Genomic DNA, 15,630 nt, shown 5'->3' on the forward strand with positions numbered 1-15,630 from the left:
CGAAGTCGGGGAACTCGCACAGCGGCCCGCGTGGCTCGTGCTCAGCGGGGGCGTGAGCACGAACGTCTTCGGTGTTACCGGGCGGGTTGCGGGCTGGTCTCGTCCATGTCGTCGGTGCCGGCCGCGGGGCTGTGCTCGTCGAGCATGGTGGCCTCGTCGAAGGGTTCCTGCCCGGCGAAGACCCGTTCGGCCTTCTCCCGGTCGAACTCCTTCGTCCAGTTTCCGATGAGGACGGTCGCGACGGCGTTGCCCGCGAAGTTGGTCAGCGCGCGGGCCTCGGACATGAACCGGTCGATGCCGAGGATGAAGCCGACGCCGTTGACCAGTTCCGGCCGGTGCGACTGCAGGCCGCTCGCCAGGGTGGCGATGCCCGAGCCGCTGACGCCGGCCGCGCCCTTCGACGCGATGATCATGAACACCAGCAGGCCGATCTGCGAGCCGAGCGAGAGCGGCTCGTCCTGGGCCGCGGCGATGAACAACGTCGCCATGGTCAGGTAGATCGCGGTGCCGTCCAGGTTGAACGAGTACCCGGTCGGCACGGTGATGCCGACGACCGACTTGCTGACGCCGACGTGCTCCATCTTCGCGATCAGCCGCGGCAGCGCCGACTCCGACGACGACGTCGACAAGATCAGCAGGAACTCGCGGCCGAGGTAGCGCAGCAGGTGCCAGATGTTGACGCGGGCGCCGAGCCACAGGACCAGGCCGAGCACGACGAACACGAACAGCAGGCAGGTGACGTAGAACCCGATCATGATCACCGCGAGACTCTTCAACGCGGCCCAGCCGGTCGCGCCGACCACCGCGGCGATGGCGCCGAACGCGCCGATCGGGGCGGCCCACATGATCATGGCGAGGATGCGGAACACCAGGCGCTGGATGTGCTCGATGCCGCGCAGGATCGGAGCGCCGGTCGGGCCCAGCTTCTGCAGCGCGAACCCGACGAGCAGCGCGACCAGCAGGGTCTGCAGGACCTCGCCTTCGGTGAAGGCGGAGACGAGCGTCTTGGGGATGATGCCGAGGATGAAGTCGACCGGGGCTTCGGCGCCACCGGCGGACTTCTGGACGCTCTTCACGTCGGCCGGGTTCAGGTGCAGGCCGGTGCCCGGGTGCAGGATGTTGCCGACGACCAGGCCGATCGCCAGTGCGAACGTCGACATGATGATGAAGTAGAACAACGCCATCAGACCGACCCGGCCCACCTTGGCCGCCTTCGCGACCGAGCCGACGCCGATGACGATGGTGCAGAAGATGATGGGCGTGATCATCATCTTGATCAGGTTGACGAAGCCGTCGCCGAGGGGCTTGAGGCCCTTGGCGAAGCCGGGGAACAGGAAGCCCACCAGGATCCCGAGCACGACCGCGACGATCACGGCCAGGTACAGGTAGTGGGTCTTGTCCCGCCGACGCGGGGTCTCGTCGGTTGTCGGTGGGGTCGGCACCGTTGCCTCCAGCTCAGGGGTGTTCCAGGTTGCGGCACACTGTAGGGGCATTCGGGTGACCCGGCTCACTTGTGTTCATTGAGTTCGCGCGATGATCGCCCCGTCCTGTTCGGACAGCCGCCTGCCGGTGTGCTGGTATGAGGAGGTGTCCGCGACGTCGTCCCGCTGGAGCCTGGCGCGCCAGCTGCTCGTGCTGCAGCTGGTGGTGCTCTGCGTGCTCGCCGGCGCCGGGATCACGTTCGCCTACCTGGACGCGTCGCGGGCGGTGGACGAGAACGCGCGCGACCAGGTCCGCGCGATCGCCTCGGCGGTCGCGGACGCGCCGACTGTCGCGGCGGCCGCGGCGACCCCGAACCCCAGTGTGACGCTGCAGCCGTTCGCGGTCCGGGTGCAGGCGGACACCGGCGTCGACTTCATCACGATCATGAGCCCGGCGGGGATCCGGTACACCCACCCGAACCCGGCGCTGATCGGCCAGCACTACATCGGCACGATCGAGCAGGCGCAGCGCGGGCAGCAGTACACCGAGACCTACACCGGCTCGCTCGGCCCGTCGGTGCGCACGGTCGTCCCGGTGTTCGGGCCGGGGCAGCGGGTGGTCGCGCTGGTCGCCGTCGGGATCATCGTCGCGGCGATCTCGGCCGAGCTGCGCGAGCGGCTCTGGCCGCTGTTCGGCGTCGCCGCCGGGGTGCTGGTGGTCGGGGCGCTGGGCGGCTGGCTGATCAGCGCCCGGCTGCGGCGTCAGACGCGCGGGGTCGCGCCGGACGAGCTGAGCAACCTGTTCGAGTACCACGAAGCCGTGCTGCACTCGGTCCGGGAGGGCGTGCTGCTCGTCGGCCGCGACGGGCGCATCGGCCTGTGCAACGACGGCGCGCGCGCCCTCCTCGGCCTCGACGCCGAGCCGGTCGGGCGCGAGCTGACGTCGCTGGGCCTGCCGGCCGAGCTGGTCGAAGCGTTCGGGTCGGCCGAGAACCGCGCCGAAGAGCTGCACCTGACGGACTCGCGTGTGTTGCTCGTCAGCACGTCGGTGGTCCGCTCGGGCGGCCGCTCGCAGGGCACCGTCGTCGTCCTGCGCGACCACACGGAGCTGCAGACGCTGACCGGTGAGCTGACCACCGCCCGCGGCCTCGCCGAGGCACTGCGGTCGCAGGCGCACGAGGCGGCGAACCGGCTGCACACGGTCGTTTCCCTGGTGGAGATCGGGCAGCCGGAGCAGGCCGTCGAGTTCGCGACGGCCGAGCTCGCGCTCGCCCAGGAGCTGACCGACCGCGTCGTCGGCGCCGTGGCCGAGCCGGTGCTCGCCGCGCTGCTGCTGGGCAAGGCCGCGGAGGCCAGCGAGCGCGGCGTCGAGCTGACGATCACGCCGGACACGGTGATCGACGACATCTCGCTCGGCGTCGCATCCCGCGACCTGGTGACCATCCTCGGCAACCTGATCGACAACGGCATCGACGCGGCCGTGCGCGGCACCGGCAAGCCCGCGGTCGTCGTCACCGCCCGCTCCGGGCCCGCGGAGCTGCTGCTGCGCGTCGCCGACACCGGACCCGGCGTCCCCGAGGACGTGGACGTCTTCCGCCGCGGCTGGTCGACGAAGGCCGAAGACGGCCACGGGCTCGGCCTGGCACTGGTCGGGCAGGCGGTGCGCCGCTACGGCGGCACGGTGGACGTCGGGCGGGACCGGGGCGCGGTGTTCACCGTGCGCCTGCCGCGACAGGAGGCGGACCGGTGATCCGGGTGCTGGTGGTGGAGGACGAGCCGGTGGCCGCCGAGGCGCACCGCGTCTACGTCGAGCGGCTGTCCGGGTTTTCGGTGGCGGGCGTCGTCCATTCCGGCGGCGACGCCCTGCGGTTCTGCGAACGTGAGCCGGTCGACCTGGTGCTGCTGGACTTCTACCTGCCCGACACCCACGGCCTGGCGGTCTGCCGCTCCTTGCGCGCGGCGGGCCTCCCGATCGACGTCATCGCGGTGACGTCGGCGCGCGACCTCGGCCTGGTGAAGGCGGCGGTGTCGGTGGGGGTGGTGCAGTACCTGCTGAAGCCGTTCACGTTCGCGACGCTGCGCGAAAAGCTGGAGCGCTACCGCGAGTTCCGCGACGCGTCGGGCGAGGTGACGGGCCAGGCCGAGATCGACCGGGCACTGGGGGCGCTGCGCACGACGGAGCAGCCCCCGCTGCCGAAGGGGATGAGCGTCCAGACCCTGGAGGCGATCACGGACGCGCTGTCGGGAGCCGCGGAAGGCCTGTCGGCCGGAGCGGCGGCGAGCGCGATCGGAGCGTCCCGGGTGACGGCGAGGCGGTACCTGGAGTACCTGGCGGACAACGGGATGGCACACCGCGAGCCGCACTACGGCCAGGTCGGCCGGCCCGAGGTCTGGTACCGGCTCACCCGCGTATAACGCCCTATACTGCGAGCCTCCGACTTCCGGCGGTTCCGGGGGTGTTTCCGTTGCGGTAGAACCGGACCATGTCGAAGTGGGCCGGGTTCTTCGCAGCGCTGCTGATCGTCGTCGGAATCGCCACGCCGGCCTACGCCGACGAGCCGGCCGCGAGTGTCACCGACGTCCAAGTGAGCGGGCCCGCCGCTCAGCGGTTCAACCTCGTCGTGCTCGGGGACGGCTACACCGCCGCCGAACAGCCGAAGTTCTTCGCCGACGTCCAGCGGCACGTCAGCACCCTGTGGTCGCTCGAGCCGTTCAAGTCCTACCGCAGCTACTTCAACGTCTACGCCGTGTCGATCGCCTCGCCCGAGTCCGGTGTGGACTGTGACCCTTCGCTCGACGCGCCGCAGAGGAACACTCCGCTGAACATGGGCTTCTGGGGCGGCTGCAACGCCCAGAGCGTCCAGCGCCTCCTCACCGTCGACGACGACGCCGCGCAGCGGTACGCCGATCTCGTGCCCGGCACCACCCGGGCCAACCGGCAGATCCTCGCCCTCGCCAACAGCGACACCTACGGCGGCGCGGGCGGCGCGTACGCGACGGCGTCCGGTGGCAACGCGCTTTCCGCGCTCATCTCGCCGCACGAGCTGGGCCATTCGCTCGGCGGGCTCGACGACGAGTACGACTACTACGCCCGCAACGTCCCGGGCGGCGCCTACGAAGGCGGCGAGCCCGACTCGATCCACCACACCCTGCTGACCGAGAAGCAGATGCGGGACCAGCACGCGAAGTGGTACCGGTGGCTGGGCGAGCCCAGCGAGTCCGGCGGCCGGCTCGGCCGGTACGAGGGCGGCCTCTACACCCAGACCGGCGTCTGGCGGCCGAGTGCGCACTCGATGATGAAGACCCTCGGCTACGCGTTCGACCAGGTCGGCCGCGAGCGGATGACTCAGCGGATCTCGGCGAAGGTCCCGCTGATCGCCGGCGGCACCCCGGCCGGCACGGTCGGCGCCGACCGGGTCGTGTGGGTGCGCCCGATGCACCCGGTCAGCCACCGCCTCGACGTCACCTGGACCCTCGACGGCGTCCCCCTGCGCGGCTCCGACTCCCTCGACCTGCGCCAGGCCCACGTGAAGCCGGGCAAGCACACGCTGACGGCGACGGTGACCGACCCGACGCCGTTCGTCCGCGACCCGGCCGTCCGGCCCACGGCGACGCGCACGTGGACGGTCGACACCTCGGTCGTCACCCCGCCCACCGGCGGCCCGGCAGTGGAGGGATCGACGTCCACCGCCGCGCCGGTCGGCGGCCACGACGTCATCTACGTCGAAACCGGGGAGCCGACGGGGTCCGTCCCGCCGGTCCGCTGGGCCCTCGACGGCCGGCCGGTCGGGAGCGGCCCGGACTTCGCGCTCGACGAGTCCCGCGGAACGCACCGGCTCACCGCGACCACCGGCGGCACCACGCTGACCTGGACGGTGGACGCCACGGGCCCGACGACCACGGCGGAACTGCCACCGGGCACGGTGTTCCACGGCTCGTTCACGATGCGGCTGACCTCACCGGACGGGATGCCGGAGTTCCGTGTGGACGGCGACGGCTGGCACAAGTACTACGGCTGGCCGACGGACCCGAACGCGCCGTACCTGTTCACGCCGCGTGGCACGGAGATCGACGGCCTGGCGTACGGCAACCTCGGTTCGGGCGGGCTCACGGTGTCCCCGTTCAGCGACCGCACCCCGGGTTACGGCCGCCACCGCGTCGAGTACCGCTCGATCGACGCGGCGGGCAACGTGGGCCCGACGCGGTCGTTCACGGTGACGCTGCTGCCCTGATCAGCGCGGCCGGCCCGGGACCCCGGGCCGGGTCTGCCAGGGGAGTGGCCCGTCCAGCGGCCGGTACTCGACGCCGAGGGCGTCCAGCCGGGGCAGGTGGTGGTCGCGCAGGCGCGGCAGGAACTCGGCGTAGTCCCGGGTTCCGCCGCTCCACGCCACCTCGGCGAACGCCGACAGCCGCGGGAAGGCCATGTAGTCGACGCGCCGCACGCTGTCGAGGTGCTCGCTCCACACCTGCGCCTGCACCCCGCGCAGCCGCTCTCCGGTGAGCGCCGGCTCGTACGCGTACACGTCTTCCAGGGTGTGCACCATGCCGACCGGGATCGGCTCGTCCGGGTGCGACGACTGCCGGTGGTCCAGGTAGACGTGCTGCTCCGGGCACATCACGACATCGTGCCCGGCCGCGGCGGCGCGGACGCCCGCTTCTTCGTTCTGCCACGAGCCGATCACCATCGGGGGCAGGTCCGGGATGTCGAGGACCTCGTCCCAGCCCATCGGCGTGCGGCCGCGCGACACCAGGTGCTCGGCGAGCAGCCGGACGAACTTACGGTGTTCGTCGGTCGCGCCCGGGGTCTCGTCGCCACCCAGGGCGATCACCTTCGACGGGAAGATCTCCAGCAGGTGGTCGAACACGGTCCGGAAGAAGTCCAAAGTGGACTCCGACGGGTCGAGCAGGGAAGTGCTGATGCCCCAGGCGGTCCAGACCTCGTAGGACTCCGAAGTCCCCAGCGACGGGTAGGCCGCCAGCGCCGCCCGGGCGTGGCCGGGGATGTCGATCTCCGGCACCACGGTGATCGCGCGCGCCGCCGCGTAAGCGACGATCTCCCGCAGGTCCTCGCCGGTGTAGAAGCCGCCGTGCGGACGACCGTCCTGCTCGCCCCCGCTGCCCGTCATCGACGACGGCCGCCAGCCGCCCACCGACGTCAGCCCGGGATACGCGGGGACCTCGAAGCGCCAGCCCTGGTCGTCGGTCAGGTGCAGGTTGAGCACGTTCAGCTTGTGCGCGGCCAGCAGGTCGACGAACCGCAGCACCTCGGCCTTGGTCCGGTAGTGCCGGGCGACGTCGAGCAGGCACCCGCGCCAGCCGAACCGCGGGTGGTCCTCGACGACCCCGCATGGCAGCGACAACGCTTCGCCGAAAGAAGCCGCCCGAAAAGCGGAAGGCCCGGCGAGCTGCCGCAGCGTCTGCCGTCCGTAAACCTCCCCGGCAAGATCACCGCAGTGCAACACGACCCCGGACGGAGAGATCTCCAGCCGATAGCTCTCCGCCGGCAAAGACGCCGACCGGACGTCCACAGTGGACGGCCACGGGCACGAACCCGGCGCGGGCGTCACCGAAACCGGGCGGGGGAGCAGGGTATCGAAAGACATGTCAGCCCTTCACGGCGCCGGCCATCCCGGACACCAGCCGTCGTTGCACGAGAATGAAGAACACCAGGACCGGGATCGTCATCAGCGTCGAGGACGCCATGACCGCGCCCCAGTCGGTGTCCTCCGGTTTGAAGAACACCAGGATCGCCTGCGGCAGCGTCTGGTTCTCGGTCTTGGAGATGATGAACGTCTTGGCGAAGAGGAAGTCGTTCCAGGCGTGGATGAACGCGAGCACGCTCACCGCGACCAGCCCGGGCGCCACCAGCGGGAACAGGATCTGCCACGTGAACCGCATCCGCGACGCGCCGTCGAGCTTCGCCGCTTCTTCGAGTTCCACCGGCACGGCCGCGACGAACCCGCGCAGCATCCAGATCGCGAACGGCAGGCTGAACGCCAGGTGCACCAGCACGAGCGAGCCCAGCTCGTTGAGCCCGAACGCCGGCGCGACGCCGCCGATCTGGCGCATCAGGAAGAACAGCGGGATGGTCAGCGCCTCCACCGGCACCATCTGCGCGACCAGGATCATCACCAGCAGCACGGTCCGGCCCTTGAACGAGAACCGCGTCAGCGCCACCGCCGAGAGAAAGGACAGCAGCAGCGACAACACCACGACGACCAGCGCGACCACCAGGCTGTTCACGAAGAACCGCCCGAAGCCGGACACCGTGAGCACGCGCTGGAAGCTGTCGAACGACGGGCTGAACGTCCACGGCTTCGGGTTCGCCGACTGGATCTCGCCCGGCGGCTTGAACGCCGAGAGCAGCATCCAGTACAGCGGGAAGGCGACGATCCCGGCGATCACGACGGTGATGACCTCGGCGATCAGCCGACCGGGACGCTTCACAGCCATGCCGCGCTCCGGCGCTGCGACCGGACGTACAGCCCGGTGATCGACAGCAGCAACAGCGTCATGACGACTCCGATCGCCGAGCCGAGGCCGTACTCCTGCCCGGCGAAAGCCTGTTGGTACGCATAGACGTTGAGGACCAGGTTGCGGCCGGCGACCCCGCCGCCGTTGGTCATCACGTAGATCTGGGTGAACACCTTGAAGTCCCAGATGATCGACTGGACGGTCGCGATCATCAGCAGCGGCCGGACCATCGGCAGCACGATCGACCAGCTGGTGCGCCACACCGACGCGCCGTCGAGCGACGCGGCTTCGAGCACCTCGTCGGGGACGCCCTTGATCCCGGCGTACATCGTGACCAGCACGAACGGGAACGAGCACCAGATCACCTCGGCGGCGACCAGCCCGAACGCGCCGACCGTGCCGAAGGTCCACGAGTGGTGCTCGAACGGCAGCCCGACCCCCGAGAGCACCTCGTTGACCAGGCCGAAGTCGGTGTCGAAGAGGAACAGCCAGACGTAGGAGCCGGCGATCGCCGGGGTCGACCACGCGCCGAGCGCGGCCAGGAACAGCAGCGTCCGGGGGAGCGACCGCACGCGCGAAGCCAGCACCGCGAGCCCGGTGCCGAGCACGAGCGAACCGAGGACGCAGGCCGCGGCGAACCCGACTGTGTTGCCGAGCACGGTCCAGAACTGCACCTGGGACAGCAGGTCGGTGTAGTTCGCGAAGCCGAGGAACACCAGCGGCGCGTTGCCCGCGGCCTGGGGCTGGCCGTAGTCGTAGAACGAGATGAGGATCAGCTGGTAGATCGGGTAGGCCAGCATCGCGGCGAGCAGGACGCCCGCCGGGGCGAGGTAGAGCGCGGCGGCCCGGCCGTCCCCCTTCCGCCGCGGCCGCCGGGCGGGGGCCGTGACGGAAGGGGCTTCCTGGACGGTCACCACTACCCGAAGGCCTTGTCCATCGCCGCGGCCGCGTCGGTGAGTGCGGCGGCCGGGTCCTTGCCGCCGGTCGCGATCTGCTGGACGGCCGTCGGCAGCACGTTCTGGCTGTCGATCTTCGACCACGCCGGCGTCGCCGGGACGAACTTCGTGCCCGCCTTCAGGGTGTCCACGAACGGCTTGAGGAACGGGTCGTTCGCGGCGAGCTTCTGCTGCACGGTGCTCAGCGTCGGCAGGTTCCCCATCGCCGTGTACATCTTCTCCTGGTACTTCGCGCCGCCGAGCAGCTCGATGAACTCGAGCGCCAGGCCGCGGTGCTTGGAGGCGTTGAAGACGCCGAGGAGGTTGCCGCCGGCGAACGCGGGCGCGACGCTGCCCGCGGCCGTGCCCGGGATCGGGACGACGGCGTACTTGCCCTTGACCGCGCCCTGTTCGACGGCCTTGCGGTTGAAGTCGCCGCCGATGGTCATCCCGGCCTTGCCGCCGGCGAACGCCGTGACGCTCTGCGTGCCGGTCAGGTTCGCGCACTGCGCGGGCGGGCAGATGTCGTCCTTGAGCAGGTTCGCGTACTGCGTCACGCCGGCCTTGGCCTGCTCACCGGTGACCGTCGACTTCCACTTGCCGTCGGTCTCCTGCGCCAGCTCACCGCCGTTGGCCCAGAGGAACGGGAGCATCGCGTAGGTGTACTTGCCGCCGACGGAGATGCCGTAGAGGTCCGGCTTGGCGGCGCGGATCTTCCGGGCGTCTTCGGTGAGCTCCGAGAGCGTCGTCGGCGGCTTGAGACCGAGCTCGGTGAAGACGTCGGTGCGGTAGTACAACGCGCGGATGCCGGTGTACCAGGGCAGTCCGTAGGTCTTGCCGCCGGACTTCGCGGTGTCGACGACGGTCGGGATCAGGTCCTTGCCCTCGCTCCACGACGCGAGGTCGCCGGTCAGGTCGGCGAGGGCGCCGGTGGCGGCGTAGCTGGAGACGTCGGTGTTGCCGAACTCGGCGGCGTCCGGGGCGCTGGCCTGGTCGGTGAAGGCGCCGGAGAACTTGTCGGCGCGGCCTTCGACCGGCACCCACTGGACGTCGACCTCGACGCCCTGGTGCGCGGCCTTGAACTCGGTGATGGCGTCCTTGACCGCGGCCTCCTTCGGCGCGCGGTTGGCCTCGTCGAACAGCCAGACCCGGACGGTGCCGGTCTTCTCGTCCCCGCCGGAGCCCGCGGGCGCGGACTGGGTGGGCGCGCAGCCGGCCAGCAGGGCCAGCCCGGCGACGACGGGCAGCGTGCGGCGCAGTCTCATGGGAATCCTCCAGTGGGGAGGGTCGTGAGTGCGTAACAGTGTTAGAACACTGTTACGCACTCACGACCGGTGCTCAGGCGAAGTAGACCGAGTTGACGTCGGGGACGGCCAGGCTGCCGGCGACCGCGTCGGGCAGGCCGGTGGCCGGGTCGCGCGGCAGCCACGTGACGGTGCCGGAACGCTGGTTCGAGACGTAGAACCAGTTCTCCCCGGGGTCGAGGGCGACGTGCCGCGGCCAGTTGCCACCACTGGACACAGTGGACACCAGCTTCAGCGTCGGACCGGCGACGGAGAACGTCGCCAGGGTGTTGGGCCCCCGGACGGTCGCGTAGGCGAACTTCCCGTCCTTCGACAGGGCGATCTCGCCGGGGAACAGGTCCCCGGTGCTGCCCGGCGGCACCGCGGGGACCACGGAAAGCGCCTTCAGCTTCCCGGTGGCCGCGTCCCAGCTCGCCACCGTCACCTCCGGGCGCAGCTCCTGCAGGATGTAGGCGAACGCTCCGGTCTTGTCGAACGCGAGGTGCCGCGGCCCGGCACCGGCGGGCAGCTTCAGCTGTTGGTGCAGCGCGAGCTTTCCCGTGCCGACGTCGAGGGAGTAGACGTACACGGAGTCGGCGCCGAGGTCGACCGACAGCACCCAGCGCCCGGTCGGGTCGTTGACGACCTGGTGGGCGTGGGCCTGCCCGGAGTCGGCTTTGTGCGTCACGAGATCCGTGGCCGCGCCGAGCTTGCCGCCGGCCAGGATCGGCAGCACGACGACGCTGCCCGAGCTGTAGTTCGCCGCCAGCACGTACTTCTGGCTCGAATGCACGCTCAGGTGCGTCGGCGCGCCGCCCTTCGACGAAACCTTGTTGAGCAGCTTGGGGTTCGCCGCGTCACTGACGTTCAGCGCGGAGACGAACCCGTTCGGATCGCCTTCGTTGGTGACGTACAACGTCTTGCCGTCCGCGCCGCGGTCGAACCACGACGTGTCGGTGATGCCCGGCACCGTCCGGACCGGGCCCAGGGTGGCACCCGACCGGCTCGAGACGTCGAGGCCGTGGCCGCCCGCCCCGCTGGTGTAACTGCCGATGTACACGGTCCCTCCGGCGATGCAGCCCTTCGGAGTGGTGGCCGCGGACGCGAGCTGTGCGCCGAGAACGGTCGCGGCACTGGCCCCAGCGGCGGCACCGAGGAACGTACGACGGGAAAGTCCGGTCATCGTCATTGTCTCCCAACGGTTCGGGCGGCGGCTTCCCTTCAGTATGGTCTAGACCACGGCCATGAGCAATGCCGAAACCGCGAAACCGGAAACGGAAAGCACGGTTTCCAGCGCCGTCCACGACTTCAGCGTCTGGACCACGCTCATGTTGAAGTACCGCGAAACGATCCAGAAACCACCGTCGTTGACGTGCGAGGCGATGATCGAGCCGGCGGAGATCGCCATGACCAGCAAGGCCAGCTGCACCTGCGAATACCCGAGCTGCGCCACGGTCGGCGCGATGATCCCGCTCGTGGTCACGATGGCGACCGTCGCCGAGCCCTGCGCGATGCGCATGCCGCAACTGATGACGTACGCCGCGAGCAGCACCGGCAGTCCGGCGTCGTGCAGCGAGTCGGCGACCGCCTTGCCGATACCGGTGGCCGAGAGCACCGCGCCGAAGAACGCGCCCGCGCCGACGACGAGCAGGATCATCGCGACCGGCCGCAGTGACTTCGAGGCCAGTTCGTTGAGGTCCTTGCCGGTGAACCCGCGGCGCAGCCCGAGCAGCCAGGACGCCAGCAGCACGGCGACCGTGAGCGCGACCGCCGGAGTGCCGATGAACGCGGCGACACCCGAAAGCGCGGAGCCCTTCGGCAGCCAGATGCTGCCGAACGTGCCGGCGAGGATCAGCACCAGCGGCACCGCGATGATCGAGCCGACCAGCGCCAGCGACGGCACGTCCTGCTCTTCTTCGCCCTCTTCTTCGGCGACGATCATCTCCTGGGGCACCTCGACGTCGATGCGCTTGCCGATCCAGGTCGCGTAGAGCACGCCGCCGACGAGGAACGCGGGGATGCCGCAGGCCAGGCCCATCAGGATGATCCAGCCGAGCTCGACGTGCAGCAGTCCCGCCGCGGCCACCGGGCCGGGGTGCGGCGGCAGGAAGGCGTGCGTGATCGACAGGCCCGCGATCAGCGGCATCGCGTAGAGCACCAGCGAGCGCTTACCCTGCTTCGCCGCGACGTACACCAGCGGCGCCAGCACGAAGATGCCGATGTCGAAGAACACCGGGATGCCGAAGATGAACCCGGCGACACCCATGGCCAGCGGCGCGCGCTTCTCGCCGAAGCCCCGCAGCAGGGCCCCGGTGAGCACCTTCGCGCCCCCTGAGCGTTCCAGGATCGACCCGAGCAGCGTGCCGAGCCCGATGATCGCCGTGATGTGCCCGAGGATGCTGCCGAAACCCTTTTCCAGCAGGGAATCGGACGACTTCTGGGCGGTGCCGACGATCGTGCCGACCGGCAGGCCCGCGGCGAGCGCGGTGAGCAGGCCGACCACGATGAGCGCGATGAACGGCTCGATCTTGAGCTTGACGATCAACAGCAGCAGGACGGCGATCGAGACGGCGGCGAGCGTGAGCAGGCCACCCGTGGTGTGTTGCAGCCAGTGGATCATCGGGCTCTCCGGGGGGTGCGCAGGGAGTGTCCGGCGAGGGCGCCGGTGGGACGGCCGTCGTCGAGGGCGGCGACGCCGTTGACGAAGACGTGGGTGATCCCCGCGGCGGGCTGCCGCGGGTCGTCGAAGGTGGCGGTGTCGGCGACCGCGTCCGGGTCGAACAGCACCAGGTCGGCGGCGTATCCGGCGCGGACGAGCCCGCGGTCGGTCAGCCGCAACCGCCGCGCGGCCCGCCCGGTCAGGTGGGCGACGCACTCGGCGAGGTCCAGCACGCCCAGTTCGCGGACGTACCGGGCCAGGTAGCGGGGGAACGTGCCCCACGCGCGCGGGTGCGGCCGGGCGCCGACCAGGAGGCCGTCGCTGCCGCCGGTGTGCGTGCGGTGCCGCATGATCGCCTGGACGTTCTCCTCGTGCCCGACGTGCATCAGGCACGACGTCCCGAGCTTTTCGTCCAGCAGCGTGTCGAAGTACAGCTTCGCCGGTTCGGTGCCCTGCGTACGCGCGGACGTGGCGACGCTGTGCCCGACGAGGTGGGCGTTGTGCTCGTTCCGGACGCCGTTGATTTCGATGGCGTCCCAGTCGATCGGGACGCCGTGGGCACCGTCCGAACCGGACTCTTCGATCGCGGCGCGGATCCTCTCACGTTCGTCCACATCGGACAGCCGGGCGAGGGTCGGTTCGAGGCCGCCTTCGGTGGCCCAGCTCGGCAGCAGCGCCGAGAGGTAGGTCGCGCCCGGCAGGTACGGGTAGGTGTCGAGGCTGATGTCGCAGCCGTCGTCGAGCGCGTCGTCCAGCAGCTTGAGCAGGTCGGGCGCTTTTCCTTTGTTCACCGAGAAGTTCATCGTCGCGTGCGCGAGGTGCAGCGGGCAGCCGGACCGCCTGCTGACGTCGATCATCTCGGCGAACGCCTCCAGCGCGCCCTTGCCGTAGCTGCGGTGGTGCGGGCTGTAGAAGCCGCCGCCCTCGCCGACGACCTTGCACAGCTCGACCAGCTCGCTCGTCTCCGCGTACATCCCGGGCGTGTAGGTCAGCCCGGACGACATCCCCATCGCGCCTTCCGCGAGACCGGTGGCGACGAGCTCCTTCATCCGGGTCAGCTCGGCGTCCGTCGCGGGCCGGTCGTCGAAGCCGACGGCGAGCATCCGGACCGTGCCCTGCGGTACCAGGTAGGCCGCGTTGACCGCGACACCCTGGTCGAGCCGGTCGAGGTACTCGCCGACCGAGCGCCAGTTCCAGTCGAAGCCGGCCGGGTCGTCGTTCCAGCCCGCGAGCTGCTGCCGCAGTGCCTCGAGAACCGCGTCGTCGACCGGCGCGTACGACAGCCCGTCCTGCCCGAGCACCTCGGTCGTGACGCCCTGGGTGATCTTGGCCGGGTGGTCCGGGTTGGCCAGCAGCTGCAGGTCGGAGTGCGAGTGCATGTCGATGAACCCGGGCGCGAGCACCAGCCCGCCGGCGTCGATGTTCCGGCGCCCGTCCAGCGAGCCCGCCTCGGCGACGCTGGCGATCCGGCCGCCGGTGACGCCGACGTCGTGGCGCGTCATGGCGTCCCCGGTGCCGTCGGCGACCAGCGCGTTCTTGATGACGACGTCCATCAGAACCACGTCCGCACGAGGTCGACGACGGTTTCGCCGTCGGCCGCGGTCACCGGCAGCAGCGGCCACTTGTCGAACACCGTGCACGGGTGCGAGAGCCCGAGCCCGATCCAGTCGCCGACCTCGACCGGCGACCCGGCGGGCAGCGTGAGAAACGCGTGCTGGTCGTTCATCTTCGCGACGACGTGCCCGTCGAGGGGTTCGGCGGGGCCGTTTGGGGTGCGGCGCAGCTGCGGCTCGGGCATGCCCTCGTCGAAGGACGTGTCGCGCTTGCCGATGGTCAGCAGCGCGAGCTCGTCCGACGGCTTCGACGTCACCTGTGCCCACGCCCGCAACGCCGGCCGGAACGACGCGACGCCGTCGATGCGCGGGTGGTCGCCGAGGGGGGAGATCTCGCGGTAGAAGCCGTCGTCGTGGGTGACGTACGCGCCGCTGCGCAGCACCGGCAGCACGTCGAGGCCGTCCGGCCACGGCTTGGTCAGCTCGTTGGCGACCTGGTCGAAGTACGCGCTGCCGCCGGCGGTGACGATGATCTGGCCGTCGAGCATCCCCTTGTCCGCGAACGTGATCGCGAGGTCGCGCAGTCCGTCCACATAGGAGCTGATCTTGGCGAGCGCGGCTTCGTCGGTGTGGTGGGAGAGCGCGCCTTCGTAGCCGCCGGTGCCGCGCAGCCGCAGGGCCGGGCTCGCGTGCACGGCTTCGGCGACGGCCAGCGCGGTCGCGGTGTCGCGAACTCCGGTGCGGCCGCCGTCGGCACCCAGTTCGAGGAGGACGTCGACCGGCCGCTCGGTGCCTTCGAGAGCCTCGGTCATCAGCTCGACACCGCGGACGGAGTCGACCCAGCAGACGAACTCGAACGTCGGGTCCGCGGCCAGTTCGGCGGCCAGCCAGCGCAGGCCCGCCGGGTCCAGGAACTGGTTGGCCAGCAGGATCCGGGAGACGCCGAACGCGCGGTAGATCCGCAGGTGGCCGGCGTTCGCGCAGGTGATGCCCCACGCGCCGTGCTCGATCTGGCGGGCGAACAGCTGCGGTGCCATGGTCGTCTTGCCGTGCGGGGCGAGCACGACACCACGGTCGGCGCACCACGCGGCCATCGTCCGCAGGTTGTGCTCGAGCGCGTCGTCGTCGAGGACGACGAACGGCGCGAAGAACCCGTCGGTGAACAGGTTCAGCCGCCGGTCCGCGGCTTCGGTGAGCGTGAGCCCGGTCAGGGCGGGGGCGGCCGAACGGAAGCGCCAGTCGATCCGCTCGTCGCGAAGGGCGGCGAGCGCGGCGGGGTTCATCAGGCAAGGGTTCATCGGCGGC

The 15,630-nt window shown here is 70.5% G+C and carries 12 protein-coding genes; 3 read left to right on the forward strand and 9 right to left on the reverse strand.

Features of this window, described 5'->3' with window-relative positions:
• Positions 1-74: 74 nt before the first annotated feature.
• Complete coding sequence (locus ACZ7PG_RS50840; protein ID WP_470246441.1) at positions 75-1,442, reverse strand: cation:dicarboxylate symporter family transporter; 1,368 nt, start codon at positions 1,440-1,442, stop codon at positions 75-77.
• Positions 1,443-1,533: 91 nt separating this feature from the next.
• Here ACZ7PG_RS50840 and ACZ7PG_RS50845 point away from each other — a divergent pair, with 91 nt between their 5' ends.
• From ACZ7PG_RS50845 to ACZ7PG_RS50855, 3 genes are all read left to right on the forward strand, one after another.
• Positions 1,534-3,171: a sensor histidine kinase gene (locus tag ACZ7PG_RS50845; protein WP_470246442.1), complete on the forward strand. Its 1,638-nt coding sequence runs from the start codon at positions 1,534-1,536 to the stop codon at positions 3,169-3,171.
• Positions 3,168-3,836 carry a response regulator gene (locus ACZ7PG_RS50850; protein ID WP_284750118.1) on the forward strand — a complete coding sequence of 223 codons (669 nt, stop codon included), beginning with the start codon at positions 3,168-3,170 and terminating at the stop codon, positions 3,834-3,836. The genes ACZ7PG_RS50845 and ACZ7PG_RS50850 overlap by 4 nt, the downstream gene beginning before the upstream one ends.
• Before the next feature lie 68 nt (positions 3,837-3,904).
• On the forward strand, positions 3,905-5,653 hold the full coding sequence (locus ACZ7PG_RS50855; RefSeq protein WP_470246443.1) for a M64 family metallopeptidase: 1,749 nt from the start codon (positions 3,905-3,907) through the stop codon (positions 5,651-5,653).
• Here the strand turns inward: ACZ7PG_RS50855 and ACZ7PG_RS50860 are convergent, their stop codons facing one another.
• The 8 genes from ACZ7PG_RS50860 to ACZ7PG_RS50895 form a co-directional block, all read right to left on the reverse strand.
• Entirely contained in the window at positions 5,654-7,024 is a 1,371-nt protein-coding gene (locus tag ACZ7PG_RS50860) for a beta-N-acetylhexosaminidase (protein ID WP_470246444.1), read from the reverse strand.
• Position 7,025: 1 nt separating this feature from the next.
• Positions 7,026-7,874 (reverse strand): carbohydrate ABC transporter permease, encoded by an 849-nt coding sequence (locus ACZ7PG_RS50865; protein WP_470246445.1) that lies wholly within the window; start codon positions 7,872-7,874, stop codon positions 7,026-7,028.
• Positions 7,865-8,812, reverse strand: coding sequence for a carbohydrate ABC transporter permease (locus tag ACZ7PG_RS50870; RefSeq protein WP_470246446.1), 948 nt, complete (start codon positions 8,810-8,812; stop codon positions 7,865-7,867). The genes ACZ7PG_RS50865 and ACZ7PG_RS50870 overlap by 10 nt, the downstream gene beginning before the upstream one ends.
• Positions 8,812-10,095, reverse strand: a complete 1,284-nt coding sequence (locus ACZ7PG_RS50875; RefSeq protein WP_470246447.1) for an extracellular solute-binding protein — start codon at positions 10,093-10,095, stop codon at positions 8,812-8,814. The genes ACZ7PG_RS50870 and ACZ7PG_RS50875 overlap by 1 nt, the downstream gene beginning before the upstream one ends.
• A gap of 73 nt (positions 10,096-10,168) precedes the next feature.
• Complete coding sequence (locus ACZ7PG_RS50880; RefSeq protein WP_470246448.1) at positions 10,169-11,302, reverse strand: lactonase family protein; 1,134 nt, start codon at positions 11,300-11,302, stop codon at positions 10,169-10,171.
• Between the two features lie 42 nt (positions 11,303-11,344).
• Positions 11,345-12,733: a GntP family permease gene (locus ACZ7PG_RS50885; RefSeq protein WP_470246449.1), complete on the reverse strand. Its 1,389-nt coding sequence runs from the start codon at positions 12,731-12,733 to the stop codon at positions 11,345-11,347.
• A complete protein-coding gene (locus ACZ7PG_RS50890; RefSeq protein ID WP_470246450.1) occupies positions 12,730-14,325 on the reverse strand; it encodes an N-acyl-D-amino-acid deacylase family protein in 1,596 nt (531 codons plus the stop codon). Before ACZ7PG_RS50890 ends, ACZ7PG_RS50885 begins: the two co-directional genes overlap by 4 nt.
• Positions 14,325-15,623: an amino acid deaminase gene (locus ACZ7PG_RS50895; RefSeq protein WP_470246451.1), complete on the reverse strand. Its 1,299-nt coding sequence runs from the start codon at positions 15,621-15,623 to the stop codon at positions 14,325-14,327. Before ACZ7PG_RS50895 ends, ACZ7PG_RS50890 begins: the two co-directional genes overlap by 1 nt.
• Between the last annotated feature and the right edge of the window lie 7 nt (positions 15,624-15,630).

The sequence above is a fragment of the Amycolatopsis sp. NPDC114504 genome (assembly GCF_055633595.1).

What these genes read in the sequence shown, in the direction of transcription:
- ACZ7PG_RS50845 (WP_470246442.1), top strand. Translation starts at nt 1,534, where the DNA reads ATGATCGCCCCGTCCTGTTCGGACAGCCGCCTGCCGGTGTGCTGGTAT.
- ACZ7PG_RS50855 (WP_470246443.1), top strand. Translation starts at nt 3,905, where the DNA reads ATGTCGAAGTGGGCCGGGTTCTTCGCAGCGCTGCTGATCGTCGTCGGA.
- ACZ7PG_RS50860 (WP_470246444.1), bottom strand. Translation starts at nt 7,024, where the DNA reads ATGTCTTTCGATACCCTGCTCCCCCGCCCGGTTTCGGTGACGCCCGCG.
- ACZ7PG_RS50865 (WP_470246445.1), bottom strand. Translation starts at nt 7,874, where the DNA reads ATGGCTGTGAAGCGTCCCGGTCGGCTGATCGCCGAGGTCATCACCGTC.
- ACZ7PG_RS50875 (WP_470246447.1), bottom strand. Translation starts at nt 10,095, where the DNA reads ATGAGACTGCGCCGCACGCTGCCCGTCGTCGCCGGGCTGGCCCTGCTG.
- ACZ7PG_RS50880 (WP_470246448.1), bottom strand. Translation starts at nt 11,302, where the DNA reads ATGACGATGACCGGACTTTCCCGTCGTACGTTCCTCGGTGCCGCCGCT.
- ACZ7PG_RS50885 (WP_470246449.1), bottom strand. Translation starts at nt 12,733, where the DNA reads ATGATCCACTGGCTGCAACACACCACGGGTGGCCTGCTCACGCTCGCC.
- ACZ7PG_RS50890 (WP_470246450.1), bottom strand. Translation starts at nt 14,325, where the DNA reads ATGGACGTCGTCATCAAGAACGCGCTGGTCGCCGACGGCACCGGGGAC.
- ACZ7PG_RS50895 (WP_470246451.1), bottom strand. Translation starts at nt 15,623, where the DNA reads ATGAACCCTTGCCTGATGAACCCCGCCGCGCTCGCCGCCCTTCGCGAC.